Origin of the sequence: Streptomyces sp. NPDC052036, from assembly GCF_040680495.1 — a bacterium.
GTDB lineage: Bacteria > Actinomycetota > Actinomycetes > Streptomycetales > Streptomycetaceae > Streptomyces.
The window spans coordinates 18,574-39,355 of sequence record NZ_JBFAWW010000017.1 but is presented as its reverse complement, the minus strand read 5'-3'; the positions used below and the strand labels follow the sequence as shown (position 1 = coordinate 39,355).

24 protein-coding genes are annotated in these 20,782 nt (G+C 72.0%); 16 read left to right on the top strand and 8 right to left on the bottom strand.

Annotated features, from left to right (window positions below; genetic code table 11):
* Window positions 1-51: 51 nt before the first annotated feature.
* From AB0L95_RS23255 to AB0L95_RS23230, 6 genes are all read left to right on the top strand, one after another.
* Window positions 52-1,074 carry a cytochrome d ubiquinol oxidase subunit II gene (locus tag AB0L95_RS23255; RefSeq protein WP_365164041.1) on the top strand — a complete coding sequence of 341 codons (1,023 nt, stop codon included), beginning with the start codon at window positions 52-54 and terminating at the stop codon, window positions 1,072-1,074.
* 188 nt (window positions 1,075-1,262) lie between these two features.
* Entirely contained in the window at window positions 1,263-1,826 is a 564-nt protein-coding gene (locus tag AB0L95_RS23250) for a hemerythrin domain-containing protein (protein WP_365164039.1), read from the top strand.
* A gap of 103 nt (window positions 1,827-1,929) precedes the next feature.
* Window positions 1,930-2,124, top strand: coding sequence for a DUF2795 domain-containing protein (locus AB0L95_RS23245; RefSeq protein ID WP_365164037.1), 195 nt, complete (start codon window positions 1,930-1,932; stop codon window positions 2,122-2,124).
* Between the two features lie 167 nt (window positions 2,125-2,291).
* Window positions 2,292-3,140 carry a fructosamine kinase family protein gene (locus AB0L95_RS23240; RefSeq protein WP_365164036.1) on the top strand — a complete coding sequence of 283 codons (849 nt, stop codon included), beginning with the start codon at window positions 2,292-2,294 and terminating at the stop codon, window positions 3,138-3,140.
* 57 nt (window positions 3,141-3,197) lie between these two features.
* The gene (locus AB0L95_RS23235) at window positions 3,198-3,992 is read left to right on the top strand and encodes an N-formylglutamate amidohydrolase (RefSeq protein WP_365164035.1); all 795 of its coding nucleotides are present in this window, start codon (window positions 3,198-3,200) and stop codon (window positions 3,990-3,992) included.
* Between the two features lie 210 nt (window positions 3,993-4,202).
* On the top strand, window positions 4,203-5,699 hold the full coding sequence (locus tag AB0L95_RS23230; RefSeq protein WP_365164034.1) for a multicopper oxidase family protein: 1,497 nt from the start codon (window positions 4,203-4,205) through the stop codon (window positions 5,697-5,699).
* 25 nt (window positions 5,700-5,724) lie between these two features.
* Here the strand turns inward: AB0L95_RS23230 and AB0L95_RS23225 are convergent, their stop codons facing one another.
* Together AB0L95_RS23225 and AB0L95_RS23220 are read right to left on the bottom strand one after the other, a co-directional pair.
* Window positions 5,725-6,210 (bottom strand): DUF2000 domain-containing protein, encoded by a 486-nt coding sequence (locus AB0L95_RS23225; RefSeq protein WP_365164031.1) that lies wholly within the window; start codon window positions 6,208-6,210, stop codon window positions 5,725-5,727.
* 180 nt (window positions 6,211-6,390) lie between these two features.
* Complete coding sequence (locus AB0L95_RS23220; protein ID WP_365164030.1) at window positions 6,391-6,882, bottom strand: Lrp/AsnC family transcriptional regulator; 492 nt, start codon at window positions 6,880-6,882, stop codon at window positions 6,391-6,393.
* Window positions 6,883-7,157: 275 nt separating this feature from the next.
* Here AB0L95_RS23220 and AB0L95_RS23215 point away from each other — a divergent pair, with 275 nt between their 5' ends.
* Window positions 7,158-7,364: a hypothetical protein gene (locus AB0L95_RS23215; RefSeq protein WP_365164029.1), complete on the top strand. Its 207-nt coding sequence runs from the start codon at window positions 7,158-7,160 to the stop codon at window positions 7,362-7,364.
* A 103-nt stretch (window positions 7,365-7,467) separates the two neighbouring features.
* Here AB0L95_RS23215 and AB0L95_RS23210 read toward each other — a convergent pair whose 3' ends face one another.
* The 3 genes from AB0L95_RS23210 to AB0L95_RS23200 all read right to left on the bottom strand — a co-directional run bounded on the left by AB0L95_RS23210 (window position 7,468) and on the right by AB0L95_RS23200 (window position 9,699).
* Window positions 7,468-7,722, bottom strand: coding sequence for a DUF5133 domain-containing protein (locus AB0L95_RS23210; protein WP_365164028.1), 255 nt, complete (start codon window positions 7,720-7,722; stop codon window positions 7,468-7,470).
* A gap of 143 nt (window positions 7,723-7,865) precedes the next feature.
* Window positions 7,866-8,306, bottom strand: coding sequence for an Lrp/AsnC family transcriptional regulator (locus AB0L95_RS23205; RefSeq protein ID WP_365164026.1), 441 nt, complete (start codon window positions 8,304-8,306; stop codon window positions 7,866-7,868).
* A 25-nt stretch (window positions 8,307-8,331) separates the two neighbouring features.
* Entirely contained in the window at window positions 8,332-9,699 is a 1,368-nt protein-coding gene (locus AB0L95_RS23200; protein ID WP_365164025.1) for a transaminase, read from the bottom strand.
* Window positions 9,700-9,981: 282 nt separating this feature from the next.
* Between AB0L95_RS23200 and AB0L95_RS23195 the strand changes: the two genes are divergently transcribed.
* Complete coding sequence (locus AB0L95_RS23195) at window positions 9,982-11,208, top strand: hypothetical protein (RefSeq protein ID WP_365164022.1); 1,227 nt, start codon at window positions 9,982-9,984, stop codon at window positions 11,206-11,208.
* A gap of 247 nt (window positions 11,209-11,455) precedes the next feature.
* On the top strand, window positions 11,456-11,833 hold the full coding sequence (locus AB0L95_RS23190) for an STAS domain-containing protein (protein ID WP_365164020.1): 378 nt from the start codon (window positions 11,456-11,458) through the stop codon (window positions 11,831-11,833).
* Window positions 11,834-12,098: 265 nt separating this feature from the next.
* On the opposite strand, the gene AB0L95_RS23185 is transcribed toward AB0L95_RS23190, so the two are convergent.
* Entirely contained in the window at window positions 12,099-12,635 is a 537-nt protein-coding gene (locus AB0L95_RS23185) for a MarR family transcriptional regulator (protein ID WP_365164019.1), read from the bottom strand.
* 84 nt (window positions 12,636-12,719) lie between these two features.
* Between AB0L95_RS23185 and AB0L95_RS23180 the strand changes: the two genes are divergently transcribed.
* The 6 genes from AB0L95_RS23180 to AB0L95_RS23155 all read left to right on the top strand — a co-directional run bounded on the left by AB0L95_RS23180 (window position 12,720) and on the right by AB0L95_RS23155 (window position 18,734).
* The gene (locus tag AB0L95_RS23180; RefSeq protein ID WP_365164018.1) at window positions 12,720-13,886 is read left to right on the top strand and encodes a SpoIIE family protein phosphatase; all 1,167 of its coding nucleotides are present in this window, start codon (window positions 12,720-12,722) and stop codon (window positions 13,884-13,886) included.
* Window positions 13,887-14,145: 259 nt separating this feature from the next.
* On the top strand, window positions 14,146-15,045 hold the full coding sequence (locus AB0L95_RS23175; RefSeq protein WP_365164016.1) for an STAS domain-containing protein: 900 nt from the start codon (window positions 14,146-14,148) through the stop codon (window positions 15,043-15,045).
* Entirely contained in the window at window positions 15,042-15,461 is a 420-nt protein-coding gene (locus AB0L95_RS23170) for an STAS domain-containing protein (RefSeq protein ID WP_365164015.1), read from the top strand. Before AB0L95_RS23175 ends, AB0L95_RS23170 begins: the two co-directional genes overlap by 4 nt.
* A 47-nt stretch (window positions 15,462-15,508) precedes the next feature.
* On the top strand, window positions 15,509-15,904 hold the full coding sequence (locus AB0L95_RS23165; RefSeq protein ID WP_365164209.1) for an anti-sigma regulatory factor: 396 nt from the start codon (window positions 15,509-15,511) through the stop codon (window positions 15,902-15,904).
* Window positions 15,901-16,971 carry an ATP-binding SpoIIE family protein phosphatase gene (locus tag AB0L95_RS23160; protein WP_365164012.1) on the top strand — a complete coding sequence of 357 codons (1,071 nt, stop codon included), beginning with the start codon at window positions 15,901-15,903 and terminating at the stop codon, window positions 16,969-16,971. The genes AB0L95_RS23165 and AB0L95_RS23160 overlap by 4 nt, the downstream gene beginning before the upstream one ends.
* Window positions 16,968-18,734 (top strand): SpoIIE family protein phosphatase, encoded by a 1,767-nt coding sequence (locus tag AB0L95_RS23155; protein ID WP_365164011.1) that lies wholly within the window; start codon window positions 16,968-16,970, stop codon window positions 18,732-18,734. Before AB0L95_RS23160 ends, AB0L95_RS23155 begins: the two co-directional genes overlap by 4 nt.
* A 40-nt stretch (window positions 18,735-18,774) precedes the next feature.
* On the opposite strand, the gene AB0L95_RS23150 is transcribed toward AB0L95_RS23155, so the two are convergent.
* Complete coding sequence (locus AB0L95_RS23150) at window positions 18,775-19,242, bottom strand: MarR family transcriptional regulator (RefSeq protein WP_365164008.1); 468 nt, start codon at window positions 19,240-19,242, stop codon at window positions 18,775-18,777.
* Between the two features lie 332 nt (window positions 19,243-19,574).
* Between AB0L95_RS23150 and AB0L95_RS23145 the strand changes: the two genes are divergently transcribed.
* A complete protein-coding gene (locus AB0L95_RS23145) occupies window positions 19,575-20,006 on the top strand; it encodes an ATP-binding protein (protein ID WP_365164206.1) in 432 nt (143 codons plus the stop codon).
* A 263-nt stretch (window positions 20,007-20,269) separates the two neighbouring features.
* On the opposite strand, the gene AB0L95_RS23140 is transcribed toward AB0L95_RS23145, so the two are convergent.
* Window positions 20,270-20,722, bottom strand: a complete 453-nt coding sequence (locus tag AB0L95_RS23140) for an ATP-binding protein (protein WP_365164006.1) — start codon at window positions 20,720-20,722, stop codon at window positions 20,270-20,272.
* Window positions 20,723-20,782 lie beyond the last annotated feature (60 nt).

The following is a 20,782-nucleotide window of genomic DNA, read 5'->3' as shown; positions in this document are numbered from 1 at the left end:
GTCTCTCGGCCGTGGCGGATCCTCCCGCACGGCGGGGACAGGAGAACGCTGATGCTCGCCAACACGGCACTGGCCGTCATGTGGATCGGCCTGACCTGCTACGCCCTTTTCGGCGGCGCCGACTTCGGCGCGGGCCTGTGGGATCTCCTCGCCGGCGGCAGCGCGCACGGCAGAGCGCCCCGTCGGCTCATCGAGCACAGCATCGGCCCGGTGTGGGAGGCCAACCATGTGTGGCTGATCTTCGTCGTGGTCCTGCTGTGGACGGGGTTCTCCCCGGTGTTCGCCGCCGTGATGTCCACGCTGTACATCCCGCTGACCCTGACCGCCCTCGGGATCATCGCGCGCGGCGCCGCGTTCGCCTTCCGCAAGGCCAGCGCGCAGGTGTGGCAGCAGCGGCTGTTCGGCGGCTGCTTCGCGCTCTCCTCGGTCGTCACGCCCTACTTCCTCGGCTCGGTCGCCGGGGCCGTGGCCTCCGGCCGGGTTCCGCCGGGCCTGGCGAAGGGCGATGTGATCACCAGCTGGCTCAATCCGACGTCGGCGCTCGGCGGTGTGCTGGCCGTCCTCGCCTGCGCCTATCTGGCGGCGGTCTTTCTGAGCGGGGACGCCGCCCGGGCCGGCGAAGCGGACCTGGCGGTCTACTTCCGGCACCGGGCCCTGGCCACGGGGGTGGTGACCGGGGTCGTGGCCCTGGCCGGTATCGCGATCCTGCACGCGGACGCCCCGCAACTGTTCCACGGTCTCACCCACCGGGCGCTGCCCCTGGTCCTGGTGTCCGCCGTGCTGGGCGTGGCGAGTCTGGTGCTGTTGTGGCGCTCCGAGCTGACCTTCGTGCGGGTCACGGCGGCCGCCGCCGTCGCAGCCGTCCTGTGGAGCTGGGGGCTCGCCCAGTACCCGGTCATGCTGCCCCCGTCGGTCACGGTCAGCGCCAGCGCGTCCCAGGCCTCCGTGCTCGGCACGAGTCTGGCCGCCCTGGCGGTCGGCGCGGTGCTGCTCCTGCCGTCGCTGTGGTGGCTGTACGCCCTATTCCAGCGGCGCCCGGCGGCCGCGCACACGCAGGACCGGCGAGGCTCCTGAGTCGGCAGACGGCACCGCGCGCCCTCGGGCCCCTGGGATCGGGCGGTCGGGGGCCCTGATCGGCCGTACGGGCGCCTTGCCGCAGTGGACGCGTTAGGCGGACGCCGGCCTGGGCACCCGGCGTGCGGTGCCGGCCCGGTCGCAGGGCCGCCGTCGTATATGCGCATATCGCAGTGGAGGTGCGGAACATGGGACACGGAGGAAACGTCATCGAGGAGCTCGTGACGGATCACCGGGAGGTCGAGGAGCTGTTCGGCCGCATCGAGGGGCTGACGCCCGGGGACAGGGACCGCAAGATCTACGCGGACCAGGTCACCATGGAACTCGTGCGCCATTCGGTGGCCGAGGAGGCCTATCTCTACCCCGCCGTACGCGAGTACCTGTCCGGCGGGGACGCCATCGCCGACAAGGAGATCGAGGACCACTCCAGGGCCGAGCGGATCATGAAGGACCTGGAGGGCCACGAGGCCGACGATCCGGAATTCGACCGTCTCATCGGGATGCTCATGGCCGAGGTGCGCTCGCACATCGCCGACGAGGAGGAGAACCTCTTCCCCCGGCTGCGGGAAGCCGCCTCCCCGGAGGCGCTGGACGAGCTGGGCGAGAAGGTACGACGGACCAAGAAGACGGCTCCGACCCGCCCGCACCCGGCCGCACCCGACACCCCGCCGGCCAACAAGCTGCTCGCGCCCGGGACCGGTCTCGTCGACCGGATCCGCGACGCGCTCACGGGCCGCGGGCGAAAGGACTGAGCCCTTCCGCATCGTTCCGCCGGGGCACGGGTACTCGTGCTCCGGCGCTTTTGCCGGCGTCGATCCAACCGGAAATCAACCATCTCAGTGCCTGGGAGGAACCATGGCTGCTGTCAGCCCCACCGACCTGCAGAAGGCACTGTCGGGCGCGGATTACCCGGCCGACACCCAGCAGCTCACGAAGGTCGCCCAGAACAACCATGCGCCCAAGGAGATCACCGAGCGCATCTCCCACCTCGGCAAGAAGAAGTTCCAGAATCCGGCCGAGGTGAGCAAGGCCATCTTCCAGAGCGAGTGACCGTCACGCGCCACAGACGCGTGACGCGGCGGCCGGGGATCGATCCCGGCCGCCGCGCCGTCGGTCCCGAACCACCCGGTCGGCAGAACTCCCCCGCGCGCAAGGCATGATGAGTTGCCCGGCCGCCCCGCGGGACGCGCCCGGAAGGACCCGGAAGGAGACGAGGCGTGCCGACCACGGAGGGAGCCGCCGCGGCCCGCTTCACCGGATTGCCGGTGGCCGGTGAACGCCCGGTGTCCGGATCGCTCACCGAAGTCACCCTGGACGGGGGGCGGGTCGTGATGGTCAAGCGCGGCGCCAACCCCGGCGCGCTGCGGGCCGAGGCGGCGGGGCTGCGCTGGCTCGCCGACGCCGGCACGGTCCGTGTCCCCGCCGTGCACGGCCTCGACCGGCACCTGCTGGTGACCGACCGTGTACCGCCCGGCCGGCCGAGCGCCCGCGCGGCGGTCCGCTTCGGCCGCGATCTCGCCGTGCTGCACGGCGCCGGGGCGTCCGCGTTCGGCGCGCCGCCGCCCGGCGGTCCCGAGAACGCGACCATCGGTCTGGCGCCGATGCGCAATGTTCCGGGCGCCGACTGGCCGACCTGGTACGCGGAGCACCGGGTGCTGCCCTACCTACGTGCTGCCGTCGACGGCGGCACGCTGCGGCCCGGCGAGGCGGCGGCGGTCGAGGACGTGTGCGAGCGGCTGCCCGAACTGGCGGGCCCCGCCGAGCCGCCGGCACGACTCCACGGCGATCTGTGGAACGGCAATGTGCTGTGGGGCGTCGACGGACAGGTTTGGCTGATCGACCCGGCGGCGCACGGCGGTCACCGGGAGACCGACCTGGCGATGCTGCACCTCTTCGGATGCCCTCGTCTCGGCGAGATCCTGGAGGGCTACCAGCAGACGGCACCCCTGGCCGACGGCTGGGCGGACCGTATCGCGCTGCACCAGCTGTTCCCGCTGCTGGTCCACACCGTCCTGTTCGGCCGCGGCTACGGCGAGCAGGCACTCGCGGCGGCTCGGGGTGTCTGACTTGGCGCCGGCCCGGCGTGTGTACGGTCGGCTGATCACCGCGCCCAAGGAGCCGCCGTGTCCCGTGCCGCCGTACCATTCGAGCTGCTGCCCGGTGCCGACGACTCACCCGTGATCCTTCATGTGCCGCACTCCGCACGCCGGATACCGCCCGCGGTACGCGCCGGCATCCTGCTCGACGACACGGCCCTCGCCCGCGAACTGGACCACATCACGGACGCGCACACCGCGGAACTCGCCGCTCTCGCCGGCGATGCCTGCGCGGCCACGCCCTGGCGGTTCGTCAACCGGCTGTCGCGACTGGTGGTCGACCCGGAACGGTTCCCGGACGAGCGCGAGGAGATGCTGGCCGTGGGGATGGGCGCCGTCTACACGCGGACCACGCACCATCGGCCCCTGCGCGCGGCCAGGACCGATCCCGAGCCGTTGCTCAGCGACTACTTCCACCCGTACGCCCGGGCGATGACGGCGGCGGTGGCGGACCGGCTGGCCGCCACGGGGCGTGCGGTCATCCTCGACGTGCACTCCTATCCCACCGCGCGCCTGCCCTACGAACTCCACGGCGAGGGCCCCCGGCCGCCCGTCTGCCTGGGCACCGACTCCTTCCACACGCCGCCCGAGCTTCTGGCCCTGGCGCGGGGGGCCTTCGCGGAGTGCACGGAGACCGGCGTCGACAGTCCGTTCGCGGGCGCGTATGTGCCGCTGGAGTTCTACGGCACGCGACCCGAGGTGTCCGCCCTCATGTTGGAGATCCGCCGCGACACCTATATGGCGGAGCCGGGAGGGGCCCCGGGAGCGGGGCTGACCCGGCTCGCGTCGGCGCTGGCCGCCCTGGTCGACGCCGTGTCGTGACGGCCGGGGGATCCGTGCCGGGGCCCGGCGCCCGCAACGCCCGGGACCTCGCGTACTGCTGATCGAGTGGATGCTGCCGCCGTGTGCGCGTCGGCGGTGCGGAGAAGGACACGCTCTTGCCTACGCTCCCGCTGACGGACCGTCATTGCTCCGTCAGCACCTCGGGCCGGGCGTCACCTGCGCGGCCGCACGGCTCTTCTGGGGAGAGATGTGTTCGGGCCCATTACTCGTTCTCCGCTGATCCGCTCGGTGCTCGGCCTGGCCCTCGCCTCGGCCTGGCTGGCCGGCTGCACGACCGGGTCCCCGACCGAACAGATCGATGGACCGCACGAGCCCGCGGGGCAGGACGGCCCCGCGGCGGCGGGACTCGGCCCACGGCTGCAGGATCCTCCGGAACTGGCCAGCCACGACGGTGTCCTGAAGGTCAGCCTCGTCGTGGAACGACGCAGGGTCCAGGTCGGCAACCGCCGGTTGTACGCCACCACCTACAACGGCGCCTACATGCCGCCCACCTTGCGCGTGCGGCCCGGCGACCGCATCGACCTCACCATGACCAACACCATCGACCAGGACACCAATCTGCACACGCACGGCCTGCATGTCTCGCCGCGCTCCCCCTCGGACGACATCTTCCTCGCCATCAAGTACAAGCAGTCGTACCACTACTCCTACCGGCTCCCGCTCAACCAGCCGATCGGCACCTACTGGTACCACTCCCACGCCGACATGCTCTCCGCCCCGCAGGTCGCCGGCGGCGAGTCGGGCATCCTCATCGTCGACAGCCTGCAGCAGTACCTGCCTGCGTCGCTGCGCGGCATCACCGAGCACACGATCGCGCTCAAGGACTTCCAGGTCCAGGGCGACTCGGTGAAGACCCGCCCCCTGAGCATCGGCGCGCCCACCCAGCGCACCGTCAACGGCCAGCAGAATCCGGTGATCACCATGCGGCCGGGTGAGACACAGCTGTGGCGGCTCGCCAACATCGGCGCCAACATCTACTACCGGCTCCGTCTGCCGGGCACCCGCTTCCATGTGATCGCCCAGGACGGCATTCCCGTGCGCAGGATCTACGCCCAGGACACCCTGCTCATCCCGGCGGGCGCCCGCTTCGACGTCCTCGTCCAGGGCGGCGGTGCCGGCACCGTCCGGCTGCAGACACTCCCCTACGACAGCGGCCCGGCGGGCAACAAGTTCCCCCGGGCCGACCTCGCGACGGTCGTCACCAGCGGCACGCCCATGCCGTTGGCCACCGTCCCGACCTCCTTCGCCCGGCACGAGGACCTGATCCGCGCGAAGATCGCGGCCCGCAAGACCGTCGTCTTCACGGAGAACAAGGCGGGCACGAAGTTCTTCATCAACGGCCGGTCGTACGACCCCCGCCGGACCGACTTCACCTCCACTCTGGGCACGGTCGAGGAGTGGACGGTCCGCAACGACTCGGACGAGGCCCACAGCTTCCATCTCCACACCGACGACTTCCAGCTGATGAGCATCAACGGGAAGGCCCGGCCGGCCTCCCGGGCCTGGTACGACACCGTGAACGTGCCCGCGCGGGGGTCTGCCGTGCTGCGCGTCCACTTCACCGACTTCATCGGCAGGACCGTGCTGCACTGCCACATCCTCAACCACGAGGACGCGGGCATGATGGCCGTGCTCGACATCGTCCGGCCCCGTCCAGCGAGCCCCAAGCCCCGTACCACCCGGTGACCGCCGCGGGGCGAGCGCCGGTGCGTCAGGGCAGCAGCGGAAGCTTTCCCACGATCTTGTTGACGCGGTTGCGCGGACCGACGATGCTCACGGCGCAGTAGCGGAGGTCGTCGGCCGCGGTCGTGCCCAGCGCGGCCCGGTAGTCGGCGTACACAAGCGTCTCCTGGGCAAGGACCGGCATATCGGCGACGAAGGTGTCGGCGTACGAGGCCGCCTTCGTGCGGATGGTACGCAGTGCTTCGGCGTCCGCGGCCAGCACCGAGCACCCCGCCCAGGGCAGCCCCGGGTGGACGGCACCGTCAGCGTCGGCCCCGTCTTCCCCGAGCAGGCCCCTGACCGCGGACTGCGTCGCCGCCGCCGTGCAGATCGCAGCGTTGACCGCGCGCCCCGGCGGCAGCTCCCGGTCCACGACGACGACCCACTTCAGCCGGGCGGCGCGGGTCGCGGCGGTCGGGTCGACCTCGTCGGGAGCGAAACCGACGGGTGCGCTGGTCGTGCTTTCGATGGCCATGTGACATCTCTCCTGAGCGTTTCTGCGGTGAGGCAGCGTGAGCCTAGGCAGATATGTGCCAAGAGAACAGGGTGACCGAATCTATGCCCGTGTGGGCGGCTCGACGGACAGCGGTGGCGCACTTCATTCGGCGATCCGCGGCACCGGGCACCGGATGTGAGGGAGCAGGGTCCGGCCTCCTCACCGGGTCCTTCCCCGGTCGCGTGGGCGGTCGGCCGCGGGCTCGACATGACGGGACCGGACATGCTCGTAGGCCAGGGTGGTCTGCACATCGGCGACCTCGCGGCGTTCGGTCAGCCGGTCGATCACGAAGGCGTAGACGCCGTTGACGTCCGGAACGGCGATGTGGATGAGGAAGTCGTGCGCGCCCGAGGTCACGAACAGGCCGATGACTTCGGGGAGCCGGGCGGCCCACTCGCGGAACCCCTCGATGACGGGGCGGGCCGGCGGCCGGATGCGGACGGAGATGAGGGCCTGGACCGGGCGGCCCACCGCCTCCAGGTCGACGGCCGCGTGGTAGCCCGTGATCACTCCGCGCTCGCGCAGCAGCCGTACCCGCTCCAGCGAGGTGGACGGGGACACGCCCGTCCTCGCGGCCAGGTCCCGGTTGGTCCGGCGGGCGTCGGTCTGCAACTCCCGCAGCAGCGCGCGGTCGAGGGCGTCGAGGTCCATGGGATCCACGGTACGCCGTACGACGTTCGGCCGGATCCCGCTCGGCCCGTACGGACGGCCCCGCGTGAGGGGTGTGACCTCTTCGTCGCCGTACGTACACACATCACAACTCCCCGTACCCGATGGCCGGGTGCGGGGATTCGGTCGCCGTCTGTCCTGGGTTCCTCGGGATGCGCTCGGCGTCATCTCGATGAAAGGTGAGGGAAGAGTGTGGTGTCCTGCCCTCGGACGACCGCGGGTGCCACCACTGCGGATCGACTCGCATAGGAGACACCATGTCGACGTCACAGCCTGATGCGTCACGTCGTCCGTCCGATGACCGTGCCACGCCGGACGAGCTGCTGCACGAGCTTCCGGCGAACACCACACCGGAGGACCTGGTCCTCGCCTCGGGCAGGGACATCACCCCCAGCACGCTCGCGTGGGCGGAGCGCAAGCTCGCGTCCGAGGGGCGGGCCGCGTTCGAGAAGCTGCTGCCCTAGTAATCCGGCCCGAAGTCTCCGCACCAAGGACGCGGGATCCCGGTGGGGTGACTCCGGACCGGCCCGAGCCGGGGCTCGGCCGCGGCACGCAGAGCGACGCGGGTCAGACGGCCACCGGCAGACCGCTCTCCCCGTCGGCCTCCCGCGAGGTGACCTGCCCGGTGCCCGCCGTGAGCAGCGCGTCCGCGGCCTCCACCGCCTCCTGCACCGTGCGGGTCCCCATCATGACGCACAGCGTGTAGCTGACGTCCTCCAGTTCTTGTGCCCCCTCGGGCGTGTCCCTCTCGGCGAGTGCGATCCGCAGGGACGCGTACCGGGTCAGCAGTCCTCTGACCACCTTCAGATCCGGAACGAGCACAGCCAGGCCCTCTCTCTCGATTTTCGAGCCGTGTGCCCTATCCTCCGTAAACCATGCGCAACTCCCCGCACGCGGGGACTTTTTTGGCACATTTTCTACGCCCGGATCCGGGCGAGGGCCCGGAAAGCACCGGGAGAAGGCGGCTACCCCACGTTCCAGAGGAAGCGGTGGGTGTGGATGCCGAAGTAGGGGAAGGCCTGCACGCGTTCGACGCCTTCCGCCACACGGACGACATCGCCCACGAAGTCGAGCAGCTCGCGTGGACCGGCGCAGACGACCTCCACGAACAGATCGAAGCCGCCCGACGTCAGGACCGAGTAGACCACCTCCGGGTGGGCGGCCAACTCGTCGGCGACGACCCGCGGATCGCCGTCCACCGTGACGCCGAGCAGGGCCATCGCCTGGCCGCCCATCCGCATCGGATCGGTGACGCCCACGACCTGGACGACCTTGGTGTCCAGCAGCCGTTGCAGACGCTGGCGGGCCGCCGAGGCGGAGAGCCCGACCCGGGGGCCGAGGTCGGCGTACGCGATACGGCCGTCGGTCTGCAGCTCACGCAGAATGGCCCGGTCGATCTCGTCCACGCTCTTCCTTCCCGGTGATCGCCGCTCAGCCTACCGACGCCGGCCCGCCGACCAGCTCGGCCAGGGCGGCGTCGAACAACCCGGTGTGGGTGTCGACGTCCTCCTCGGTGGTCGCGGGGCACATCAGCGCCATGTTGTGGAACGGGGTGAGCAACACGCCCCGGTTGGCCAGAAAGAGATGGAGGTAGTCCTCCAGCTCGGGGTCGGAGGCGGCCGCCGACTCGGTGCCGGTGCGCGGCGCGGGGTTCGCGAAGCGGTACTCGGTACGGGCGCCGAGCCGGCTGACCGACCAGGGCAGCTCCCACCGTTCGACGCAGGACCGCACGCCGTCCTCGAACCGCTCGGACAGCTTCGCCATCCGGGCGAACGCCTCGTCGGTGAGAACGTGTTCGAGGGTCGCCCGGGTCGCGGCCACGGAGAGCGCGTTGCCCGCGAGGGTGCCGCCCACCCCGCCCATGTCGACGAGGTCCAGGTCCTCCCGGCCCAGCAGCCGATGCGCCAGCTCGGCGGAGAGTCCGTAGGCGCCTGCCGGGATGCCGCCGCCGATCGCCTTGCCGATGGTGAGGAGGTCCGGCTCCAGGCCCCAGGCGGCGGTGCAGCCGCCGGGGCCCGCGGAGAAGGTGTGCGTCTCGTCGTTGATCAGCAGGGTGCCCGTGCGCCGGGTCAGCTCCCGCACGCCCGCGAGATATCCGGGCTCGGGCAGCACGATGCCGATGTTGGTGAGGGCGGGCTCCATGAGGACGGCGGCCACGTCGCCGTGCGTGAGTTCGCGTTCGAGCTGGTCCAGGTCGTTGAACTCGGCGACCCGGCTGGTCAGGGTGACGTCGCAGGGCGCGCCGACGTTGCCGGGGCGGGCCGTGCCGTGCCCGTCCGGCCCCACGACGATCAGCGACTCGTCGACGCTGCCGTGATAGCTGTAGCTGTTCACGAGGATCTTGGGGCGGCCCGTGACCGCCCGTGCGAGCCGGATCGCCCAGCGGTTGGCGTCGGTCGCGGTCAGCGAGAAGCTCCACCGGGTGAGTCCGAAGCGCCGGGTGAGTTCCGCGCCGACCCACTCGGCGTCCTCCGTGGGCAGCATCGCCGTGGCACCGCCGAGTTCGGTGAACCGCCGGTGCACGGCCGTCGCGACCGGGTCCGGGGAGTGGCCCGCCATCGCGCCGGTGTCGCCGAGGCAGAAGTCGATGTAGTCGTGGCCGTCGATGTCCGTGACCCGGGCGCCGCGGGCGGCGGCGAGATAGCGCGGGAAGGCTCCCGCGGTCTTGTTCATCCAGGTCATCGGGACCCGGCCGAAGAGATGGTCGGCGCCTGCATAGGCGGCCCGCGAGCGCGGGTTGCGCCGCTCGGCCTCGGCGCTCTCGCGGGCGAGGAGCTGACGCAGACGGGCTCGGTCCATGGCGTACCCCTATGTCAGGCAACACAAGATGCCAGGACTGTACGACTGAATCATGTGTTCCAGCAATGCTTGACCGCTGAATCGATCGTTTCAGCAATCGATTCGCGCGTTCCCGCGAGGTCGGCGGATTCGGTGCGGCGATGCGGTGCGGCTCCGTCCGCAGCGGGGGCATACGGTGGGAACAAGCGATCATGACCCCGACTCCACCTCCGTCCCCGACCCCGCGACGGGCGCGACCACACCGGGAAGCGCACCCGTCCCGATCCCTCGCAGAGTGACCTCATGGCAAAGTCCCCCACCGCCCCCGCCACGGCTCCCGACACCGTGTGGCCGGCGCGCGGGCGCCACCTCGGCCCGGACGCCGAGGACACCGTCCGGCACCGGCTGCGGGAACTGAAGAACAGTGCGGTCATCCAGGACCACCTCGAATTCGAGGGCTCGCGTGACGGCGTGCCCCATCGCGCCTTCGAAGCCCGTTGGCTCGTGGCCGACGACGTCGTCGTGCGGGCCCGTCTGGACCTCGAGGCACCCGACGAGAAGGACGGCTCGCAGGAGTGGGTCCTGGTCGCGGAGGCGGACCGGACCTGGGACCTCGACTGGCCCTCGCCCGCCACCGTGTTCTGGCCGGAGGACGCCGACGCGCCCTGGGACCACGACGTGGTCGGGGATCTGCGCTTCCGGGGGATCAACCCGCTGCCCGCGGAGGACCGGGCGCTGCGACGCCTGCTGAGGGACTGTGCGCGCCGCTCCTGGAGCATCCATGTGATCGTCCACGAGGCGATGACGCCCGACGCGCGCGGGCTGCGTCCCCTCGCCCCTCTGCTGCCGCCCGGCCTGCGGCACCGGATCGTGGAACACCGGGCCGCGCCCGAACAGTTCCAGGTGGTCAACTGGGCGCTCTACGACCTCGGGGCGCGGGTACCCCGCGGAGGCGCCGTGGTGCTGCCCTCGGCGCCGGCCGCCCCCGGCGTCGGGGACGACGACTTCGCCGTGCGCACCGTGTTCCTGGACGGTTCCCGACCGCAGGAGCTCCTCGAGACAGTGTGCCGCTACGCCCTGGAGCCCCGACCGCTGCCCGAGGGCGCGGAGGAGGCGCTGTCCGAGCTGCGCGTGCAGTGGCATCTGACGACCCTCGAAGAGGAACTGGCCGCGGCACGGCTCCAACTCGCCGCCTACGCCGAGGCCCTGGACGCCATGACCAAGTCGCGCGACCTGTACCGGGAGGCGGCCGACCTGGCCCATGAGGCGCTGGCTGCCTACCGGGACTCGTCCGGCGCGCTGCCCCCGCCGCGGCAGGAAGCACGCAAGCGGGAAGGTTTCTCCCTGCGCACCCTGACGAAGTCGCTGGAGCGCGTCCGGGACGGCGCCAAGCTGCTCCGCCCGCCGGGCACCGAGGAGCCCCGCGCCCTGGATCCGGCGGACGAGGAGACGGCCCCGGACGCCTCGCCCGGCGGCCGGGAACAGGACGAGGGGGCGCTGAGTCCGTCCGACGGCCGGGCACGGGAGTAACCGCAGCAACGGTGCCGGCGGCGGGGGCGCCCCGCGCGATGCCGTGCGTCGCCCCCCGATCCCGTACGCCCGTGCCCGCGATCCGCTGGTGTGGAGCGATGTCTGAGGGGTACGCGGTGCCGGACTCGCCGCCGGGGCACCGCTCCGGCGGCGAGAGGTTGATCACCTCCGGTGCGCGGTCCGCGGTGCATCCGCTGTCCGCCCCGGGGTAGGCGAGTTCCGCACGCCGTACGTATGGGAGGACATTGTGTCGGCTGAGCAGACCCCCCTGTCCATCGAGGTGACGATGCCCCGAGAGGATGTCGCGCTGGTCGTCGTGCAGGGATACCTGGACGTCGACACCGCGACGGAGTTGCATCACCACCTCGCCAACCAGGCCCACCACGGTCGCCGCCATCTGCTGCTCGACCTCTCGTCGGTGCCGTTCATGGACTCGTCCGGCATCAACATCATTCTCAAGGCCTACAAGGAGACCCGGCAGATCGGCGGCTCGGTCGGGCTCATCGATCCGGCCCCGGCCGTCCAGCGAATCCTCGATCTGACGGGGGTGACCCTGACGGTCCCCTCCTACGCGAACGCGGACGACGCGCTTGACGCGCTCGGCGACACCCTGAGCCGTCCCTAGAGGAGGGCGCGGAGGCGTCCCGGGCCGGGCCCGCACGGCTGGCTTCCTGGGTACAGCGAGCCCACGCACGGGCGAACGCCCCTGCGGGCGGCCCCGCCACCCCCAACACTTGCCGTTTGACAACTGTAGCCATCAGGCAACAAAGTTGGGTCAGCAAAAGCATGGAAGGAACTGGGATGTTGCGGTGGGCGGAGCCGGCTGCGCGCGCCGACCGACCGCGGCAGGCGTCCGGCACACCTGCGGGGCGCGCCTGCCCGCCCGCGGCTCAGGCCGTACGCGCGTCGGTTCCCTCGGCCTCGTGGAGCTGTGCCGCCGCGGCGGCGCAGAAGGCCTCCAGGCCCTGCAGGAGTGCGGTGCGCTTGGCCGCCGGCATCTGGGCCAGGACGGACTCCAGCGCACGCTCGCGGCGTTCGCGCAGCTCGGCCAGGAAGGACCTGCCCCGACGACTCAGGTACAGGCGCAGTTCGCGCCGGCTGGTCGAGCTGGCGGCGCGCTCGACGTACCCGACGGCCTGCAGGCGGTCGCACAGGCGGCTCGTCGACGGCGGGGTCGACCCGAGAGCGTCGGCGAGCGTACGCAGATTGATGCCCTCGTTGTGCTCGAGTATGAAGAGCACCCGCAGCTGGGAAGCCGAGACGGGGGCCGTCGAGGCGCGCCCCCACAGGACCTCCAGCAGCTCCGCCGCCTCTGAGGTCACACGCGCCACTTCGCTGGGCTCGGGACGCGGGCTGGAGGAAGTCACCGTCTCATTCTCCCAGGCTTCTCGAATCCTGTCGGCCTGCCGGGGCGACAGCTCACGCATAACGATAGATACGAGCACGGACGCGGTGTCCCTCAGGGCATGGGTCCGGAATCGTACTAGTGGAAGAATGGCGTATCCGACATCGTGAACAGATTCGTCACAGCCGAGAGGGCGCTCCGGAACGCGGCTCCCCACCGGTTGGTGGAGGCGCTCCGGGACGTGTTGCGCAGCCAGTACGCGGCCGAGTCCGTCGAACTCCTGATGGCGGACTACGGGCTCACCGTACTGCAGCCCGTCTCCGCGCAGTTCCCCGTCACCGACTCCGTGGCGATGTACGGCACCACGGCCGGCCGGGCCTTCGGTGCGCAGGACCCCGTCGTGGAGGAGACCGGCGAGCTGACCCTCGCCCATCTGCCGGTGACGGTACGCGGTGACCGGCTCGGCGTACTGGCGGTCGCGCTGCCGTCCGGGACGGCCGCCGAGGCCCTTCCCGAACTCGTGGACATCGCCGAGGTTCTCGGCCACGAGATGCTCGTGGCCGAGCGGGACACGGATGTCTATGTCCAGGCCAGGCGCCGGGACCGGCTGACGCTCGCGGCCGAGATGCAGTGGCAGCTGCTGCCGGGCCGCTCGTGCCGCCGGCCGGAGTACGCGCTCGGGGCCCAGCTGGAGCCGGCGTACGCGATCTTCGGCGACAACTTCGACTGGTCCGCCGGGCCGGACCGGCTGATGGTGTACATCACCAACGGCATGGGCCAGGGCATCGAGGCGTCGCTGCTGACCAACCTCGGCATCAACGCGCTGCGCAACGCCCGGCGTGCCGGGATCCCCATCGAGGACCAGGCCGCCCTCGCCGACCAGGCCGTCTACGCCCACTACCGGGGCGCCTGCTATCTGTCCGTGCTGCTGCTCGACTTCGAGCTGTCCACCGGCCGGGTGAAGGTCGTGGACGCCGGCTCCCCGCAGATGATGCGGATGCGCGGCCGGACCGTGGAAGCGGTCGACTTCGACGCGCAACTGCCACTCGGCATGTTCGAGGAGACCGACTACGTCACACAGCAATTCGACGTGGCACCGGGTGACCGGCTCGTCTTCGTCAGCGACGGCGTCTACGGCGTCGCCGCACCGGGAGGCGAGACCTACGGCGAGAAGGCACTGGCCAAGGCGATCGCGGCCACGCGGCTGCTCCCGGCCGCCGACGTGCCGCGCGCGGTCCTGAGGGAGCTGTCGGACCATCGTGGCGGGCCCACGGCGGATGACGACGCGCTCGTGGTGTGCCTGGACTGGTTCGGACGGCAGCAGGGCTCCTGAGGCGGTGTCCTCCCAGGGGAGTCGCGCGCTCCGCGGGAAGGGGCACAGCTCCGCCTTCGCCGGCGCCACCCGCCCGGGCTCCGACGCCCCGGATACGGACGGCAGTCGGCGGGGTCCCCCGTTCGTTGGACGATCGCCCGGGAGGCCACGGGTGCCCGGTGAGATCTCCCATGATTACAGTTGTCGCGCGACATGAACCGCGCTCTCCGAGGAGGCTCCCTGGCAGCCGGGGGAGCATACACACAAAGGAGACAGGGACGTGACGGACCAGGAGTCGGCAACCGACCGAGGAGCATCGGCACGAGTCGTCGGGGACTTCCTGCAACGCCGCCGGGAGCAGATCTCCCAGCGCTGGGCCGACGAGACTCTGTTCCGGACGGTCTTCACGGTCTCCCGCGACGAGGCGGTGGAGGCCGCCGGTGCCCTGGTGGAGGCGCTCGCCGTGGTGGCCGCCGCCGGGCGGATCGAGGACTTCCGGGCTCCGGGCTTCTTCGGGGTGCGCGAACAGCTCGCCCGCATGGCCGCCTCGCGCGCACGGGCCGGCACCAGCCCCGGCCACATCGCCGAGGAGGTGGCGGCGCTGCGCCCCTCGGTCAGCGAACTGCTGGCCGCCGATCTGGCCGAAGCGGACGGGGAGGCGCCCGGGCCGCATCTGGTGACGCTCACCGTCCTGCTCGGCACGCTGCGCCTGGTCGTCATGGAGACGGCCCTCAGCGCCGGCGAGGACATCATCGAGCGACAGCGCCTGCAACTGCTCGAAGTGGCCACCCCCGTCATCAAGTTGTGGGACGGCATCGTCGGCGTCCCGCTGATCGGCACCCTGGACAGCGCCCGCAGCCAGGTCGTGATGGAGAGCCTGCTGGAGGCCATCGTCAGCCAGCAGGCGCGGTTCGCGATCCTGGACATCACCGGAGTGCCGACCGTCGACTCCCTGGTGGCCCAGCACCTGATGAAGACGGTCGCCGCGGCCCGCCTGATGGGGGCGGAGTGCATCGTCTCCGGCATCCGGCCGGCGATCGCCCAGACCATCGTCCATCTGGGCATCGACCTCGGTCCGGTCGTCACCCGCGCCACCCTCGCCGACGCCCTCGCCCACGCCCTCCACCGGCTGGATGCCGTGATGGTCGACCGGACGTCCACCGGCGGGGGCACGCCGTGACCGGGGATCTCCGGGCCCCGGACGGCGCGCAGATCCCCGTACTGAAGCTCGGTGACGTCCTGCTCGTCACGCTCCAGGGCGAACTGCACGACAAGGCGGCCGAGCAGCTCCAGCAGCACATCGCGGCGGCCATCACCCGCAGCCCCGTGAACGGGGTCGTCATCGACGTCTCCGGAGTCGAGATCGTGGACTCCTTCCTGGGCCGTGTGTTCGCCGAGATCGCCGCGAGCGCCGGACTGCTCGCCGCGGAGACCGTCGTCGCGGGCATGCGCCCCGCGGTCGCCATCACCCTGGTGGAACTCGGCCTCACCCTGCCGGGCCTGCGGACCGCGCTCGACGCCGACGAGGCCCTGCGGATGCTGACCCGGGCCTCCGCCCCCCTGTCCCACGTCCCAGAGCGCCAGGAGAACGCGTGACGGAGACATCGGGCCGCCTCGCCACATGCCTGCCCATCCGCTCGGACATGGATCTGGCGTGGGTACGACAGCATGTGCGGCAGGCAGCTGCCGAGATCGGTTTCGGTCTGGTGGAACAGACCAAACTGATCACCGCGGCGAGCGAGCTCGCACGCAACACACTCGTCCACGGCGGCGGCGGACAGGTCGAGTCCGTCGTCCTGGACCACGGCAGGGCCCGTGGCCTCCGGCTGACCTTCACCGACGAGGGACCCGGCATCGCCGACGTCGAGCAGGCGCTCACCGACGGCTACACCTCGGGCGGCGGGCTCGGCCTGGGGCTCGGCGGGGCCCGGCGGCTGGTCCACGAGTTCTCGATCGACACGCGGCCCGGCGGGGGCACCTCCGTCACCGTGGTCTGCTGGACGGCCGGACCCCCACGCCCGCGCGAGGAGGCGCGATGACCCGTGTCTGGGACGTGCCCGTGCACGACACGACCCGGCTCCGGGACGTCCGGGTGGCGGCCGAGGAGGCCTGCGGTCACGCCGGGTTCGGCGCGGACCGGGAGGCGGCCGCCGTGCTCGTCGCCACGGAACTCGCCACCAACCTGCTCAAGCACGCGGGCGGCGGCCAGATACTGCTGGAGACACCGGCCGCGCCGGACGGTGCCGCTGCGGACGGCGAGCGGGCCGCTGTGCAGATCGTCGCGATCGACCACGGCCCCGGCATCCCGGACCTGTCGGCCGCGCTGCACGACGGCTTCTCGACCACGGCCTCGCTCGGGGCCGGGCTCGGCACCTGCCGGCGCCTGGCGGACGACTTCGACCTGCACAGCTCGCCCGGGCGCGGCACCGTGGCCCTGGTCCGCATAGGTGCCTCCGCCGGGCGCAGGAACGGTCAGCGGGCCCGGCGCGCACCGGCGCCGGTGCGCGCCGGAGGCGTCAACATCCCCCTCGTCGAGGGTCATTCGGGCGACGCCTGGGCCTGTGTACGCTCTGGTGAGCGCCTCACGCTGCTCCTCGCCGACGGCCTGGGACACGGCCCGCGCGCGGCCGAGGCGTCCGACGCCGCCGTACGACAACTGCGGCAGAGCCCCCGGCTGACGGCACCGGAGCTGCTCGCCGCGCTGCACACCGCGCTGCGCGACACCCGGGGCGCCGCCGTCGCGGTCGCCCAACTCGATCTCGCCGCAGGACATCTGGAGTTCTCCGGCATCGGCAACATCGGCGCGCGGCTCCGCACCGGCGACGGCTGGCAGCCGCTCGTGTCGCATCCCGGCATAGTCGGCGCCCACCGCCCCGCGCACATCCCCCGCCATCGGCTGCCCTGGAGCCCCGACTGCCTTCTCGTCCTGCACAGCGACGGCCTGCCCAGCCGGTGGTCGCTCCGCCCGGAGGTGCCCGTCGCGACCCTGGACCCGGGGGTGACGGCCGCACTGATCGTGCGCGACTCCAGCAGTTCGGCCCGGCCCGTCCGGGACGACACCACGGTGGCCGTGCTGTCCCCCACACCGCCGAATCGTGAACCATGACCCACACCTGGCAGATCACGACCGCCGTCGACGCCGCCCGGGCCCGGATCGCCACCGCCCGGCTAGCGGCCGGGCACGGCGTCCCCGTCCTTGACCGCACCCGGCTGGTCACCGCGCTCACCGCACAGTTGCGGCAGTGCCTCACCAAGGGAGGCGCCTGGCGGCTGACCCTCAGTACCACTCCCCCGTCCCCGTCCGGGGACCAGCCGCGGCTGTGGCTCACTCTCTGCCCCCACCCGGACGACAGTTCCGACGCCGATCTCACGTGGCAGGCCTCGGCTCCCGCCTCGGAGCGGGCGGGCAGTGCCGGCCCGGCCGTGGTCCCCGCCCGAACGGCGGCCCTCGCCGAGGGCCTGTGGGGCGCCGACGACGACACGGCACGCGTGCTGGACGCGCTGACCGAGCAGGAGGCGCTGGTCGCCTTCCACCGTGAGGAGCTGCACCAGACGAACCAGGGCGTCCTCGCCCTGCACGCAGAACTGGACGCCGCGGGACGGGCGCAGCAGGAACTGTTCGCCGCCGAGCGGGCCGCCCGTACCGAGGCAGAGGAGGCACGCCGACGGCTGACGTTCCTCGCCGACGCCAGTGCTGCTCTCACGGCGTCCCTCAATCACGGGGACATCGTCCGGCTGCTCCCCGAACTGCTGATCCCGACGTACGCGCGCAGCGTCGACGTATGGCTGCTCGGCGACGAGGAGGAGCCGGCGCAGGCACACGCGCCCCGTCCCGCCGCCGCCGTCGTCGCCGCCCGCACCGGACGTCCGCAGTACGCGGCCGCCCACCCCGGCGGCCTGCCCGGCGTGGACGACCGGCCGCCCTCCGCCCTGCACCCCACCCGGCCCCTGCTGTGCGTTCCCCTGTCGGCCCGGCGGACGGCCCTGGGCGTGCTGATCCTCACGCCGCCGGGCGACCGGTGGAACCCGGACGACGCCGTGATGCTGATCGAGCTGGCCCGCCGGGCCGGCATCGCGATCGACAACGCCCAGCGCTTCGAACACAACCGGGACATCGCCGAGACGCTGCAACGGGCGCTGCTCACCGATCTGCCCACCACCCCGGGGCTGCGACTGGCCGCCCGCTACCTTCCGGCGACCCACGGCCTCAACGTCGGCGGAGACTGGTACGACGCCTTTCGCCAGCCCGACGGGAGTCTGATCGCGGTCATCGGCGACGTCACCGGCCATGGGCTGCACGCGGCGGTGATGATGAGTCAACTGCGCACCGCCCTGCGCGCCTACGCCGTCGACGGGGGCACCCCGGGCCAACTGCTCACCCGGCTGCACCTGTTTCTGCACCATCTGCAGCCGGATCTGTACGCCACGGCGGTCATCGCCCGGTTCCGCCCCGGCGAACCCGTCCTCACCTGGGCGGCAGCCGGACATCCGCCCCCGGTGCTGCGCACACCCGACGGCCTGGTCCACACCCTCGACGACAAACCGGGGGCCATGCTGGGCATTCCGCTGCGGCAGGCCATCGGGGACCACACCGCCCCGCTGCCGGCCGGATCGACCCTCGCCCTGTACACGGACGGCCTGGTGGAGCGGCGGGCCCTGGGTATCGACCCGGGCATCCAGCGGCTCACCGAAGCGCTGTCCGCGCTCGACCCGCCGGATCTGGCCGACGATCTGGAGGGCGCCGCGGACCGGGTCCTGGACCCGATGCTGCAGGACTCCGAGGGCGACGACGACGTGTGCCTGCTGCTGTGCCACGTCGACAGCGAGCAGCGGACGGTAAAGGCCGCCACGCCGCCTCTACGGCGATGAAGGCGCCGCTCGGCGGCCACGGCGTACCCAGGACGCGGGGCTACGTCTCTTCGTCCGGCTGCGCCGCTCGGGCCGCGCGGAAGGCGTGCAGCCCGTGTTCCAGCGCGGCCCGCTGGGCGGGGGTCATCGCGGCCAGCACATGGGCCAGGCTCGCGGACCGCCGTTCGGCGATCTCGGCGAGCGCCGTGCGCCCATGGGCGGTGACCCGCAGCTGAAGCTCGCGCCGGTTGCGGGGATGGGTCACCCGCTCCAGCAGTCCCGCGGCCTCCAGCCGGTCGCAGAGTCTGCTGGCCGCGGGCAGGGCGATGCCGAGCGTCTCCGCGAGCGCCGTGAGATTGAGCTCCGAGCGCTGCCGGACGGCGGTCAGCGCCTTCAGCTGATGGCTGGACAGCCGTGGAGTGACCGCCTCGGCCGCCCCGGTCCACAGCGCCACCAGGCTCTCCACCGCGTCGGCGACCTGCCGGGCCAGCGCCCGGGGACGGCCCCCAGTCTCCTCTGCCTCCGTCACCTCACGGTCATCTCCCGCCGCGCTTCTCCTGCCCGCCGCGCCGTCCGCTCCCCCGCACCCGCCCACGACCGGTTCACCCTTCGTCTCGGCCGACATGGTCGGCCCGATCGGCGCCCGTACCCAGCACGCCCCCGGGTACGCCGCCGGGCCCTGTCATCTTCACGAGATCGCTGCACGACGCCCCCGACCGGATGGGTCACCGTGGCCCGGGCGAGGGACCTGTGATTCGGGATGCGTAGCTCTCGGCGTTCTGGCAACCGTGATAAGGGGGCCGGGCGACAGCACGATGGATGACGAGTACCGGCCGGTACGACGGCCGGGGGAAGGACGGCATGGCAACCGAGCCGCAGTGGGACAAGGCCTGGCCGTTCGAGGCGGTCGAGCACCTCGTTGCCGACTTCAAGGGCGAACTGCACGACGTGACCGACGCGCGGCTGGCCGCCGAGGGGTTTCTGCGTCGGCTGGCGCGGGCTTCGCCTCCGGCCAGTCCGGAGCACTGGAACGATGTACTGCTGGTGGTGGACGAGCTGGCCGCCAACGCCGTCCAGTACGCGCCGGGCCACTTCGCGCTGCGAATGCGTCCGACGTACGACGGGGTCCATGTGACGATGCACGACAGCAGCACGACCCCGCCCACTCCGCGCCCCTTCCGCCCCGGGCGCCCGGGCGGAATCGGCTGGCATCTCGTGCACACGCTCTGCGACCAGGTGAGTGTGGTCATCCAGCCGGAGGGCAAGGACGTGCACGTCTTTCTTCCCTGGTAGGGCACACAGGTGTGGCTTCCCTCGGCAGGGCACGTCCGCGGGACTCGCCGCGCCTGTCGGACGGCCCGGCGCGGCGTCCCGGAGCGGGCCGGTCCCGTCCGGGGGCCGGGGCCCGGCGCGTTCCGTGACCTCGGCACGGGCACGACAGGCAGACGGCGGCCGTCGGTCGCGGCTGGCGCCTCCTCGGCGTCCCCCGGGCCCGGCACGCGTTCCTCGTACCGTCCGAGGGCCGGCACCACGCGGACGAACCCGGACGGGGGCCCTCATCCAGCAGGTTCGGGTCCGGTGCCCAGGGGCACAACCACGCTCACGGCCTTGCCGCCGTCCGCACACGGCTCGATGACGATGTCGTACGCGAGCTTGATGATCAACGGCCACCCGTACCCCCCGCCGTCGTGCCCCGCGGGCAGCGCTCCGGGCCCGAAGGCGACGGTGGGGATGTCGGGACTGCGGTCGTGCACGGTGAGCCGGATCCCGTCCCGTGCCGGTGTCGCCTCGAAGGCCACGACACCGCCGCCGTGACGGATCGCGTTGGACACCAGCTCCGAGGTGACCAGCAGCAGATCGGTGACGGCCTGCTCGGCGGGCGGACGGCCCGAGGTGCCCCGGTGGCCCCGGACGACCGCCAGAACGTGTGCGCGGGCCGAGGCGGCGGTCGTCCTCTCCCCGAAGACCCGGTTCCCCCCGTCCTGGGCCGGCAGCTCGACCGGTCTCATCGCTCGCTCGGACAGTCGGACGGTGCGGGCCGGCCCCGGCGAACGGACGGGAACGGCGGG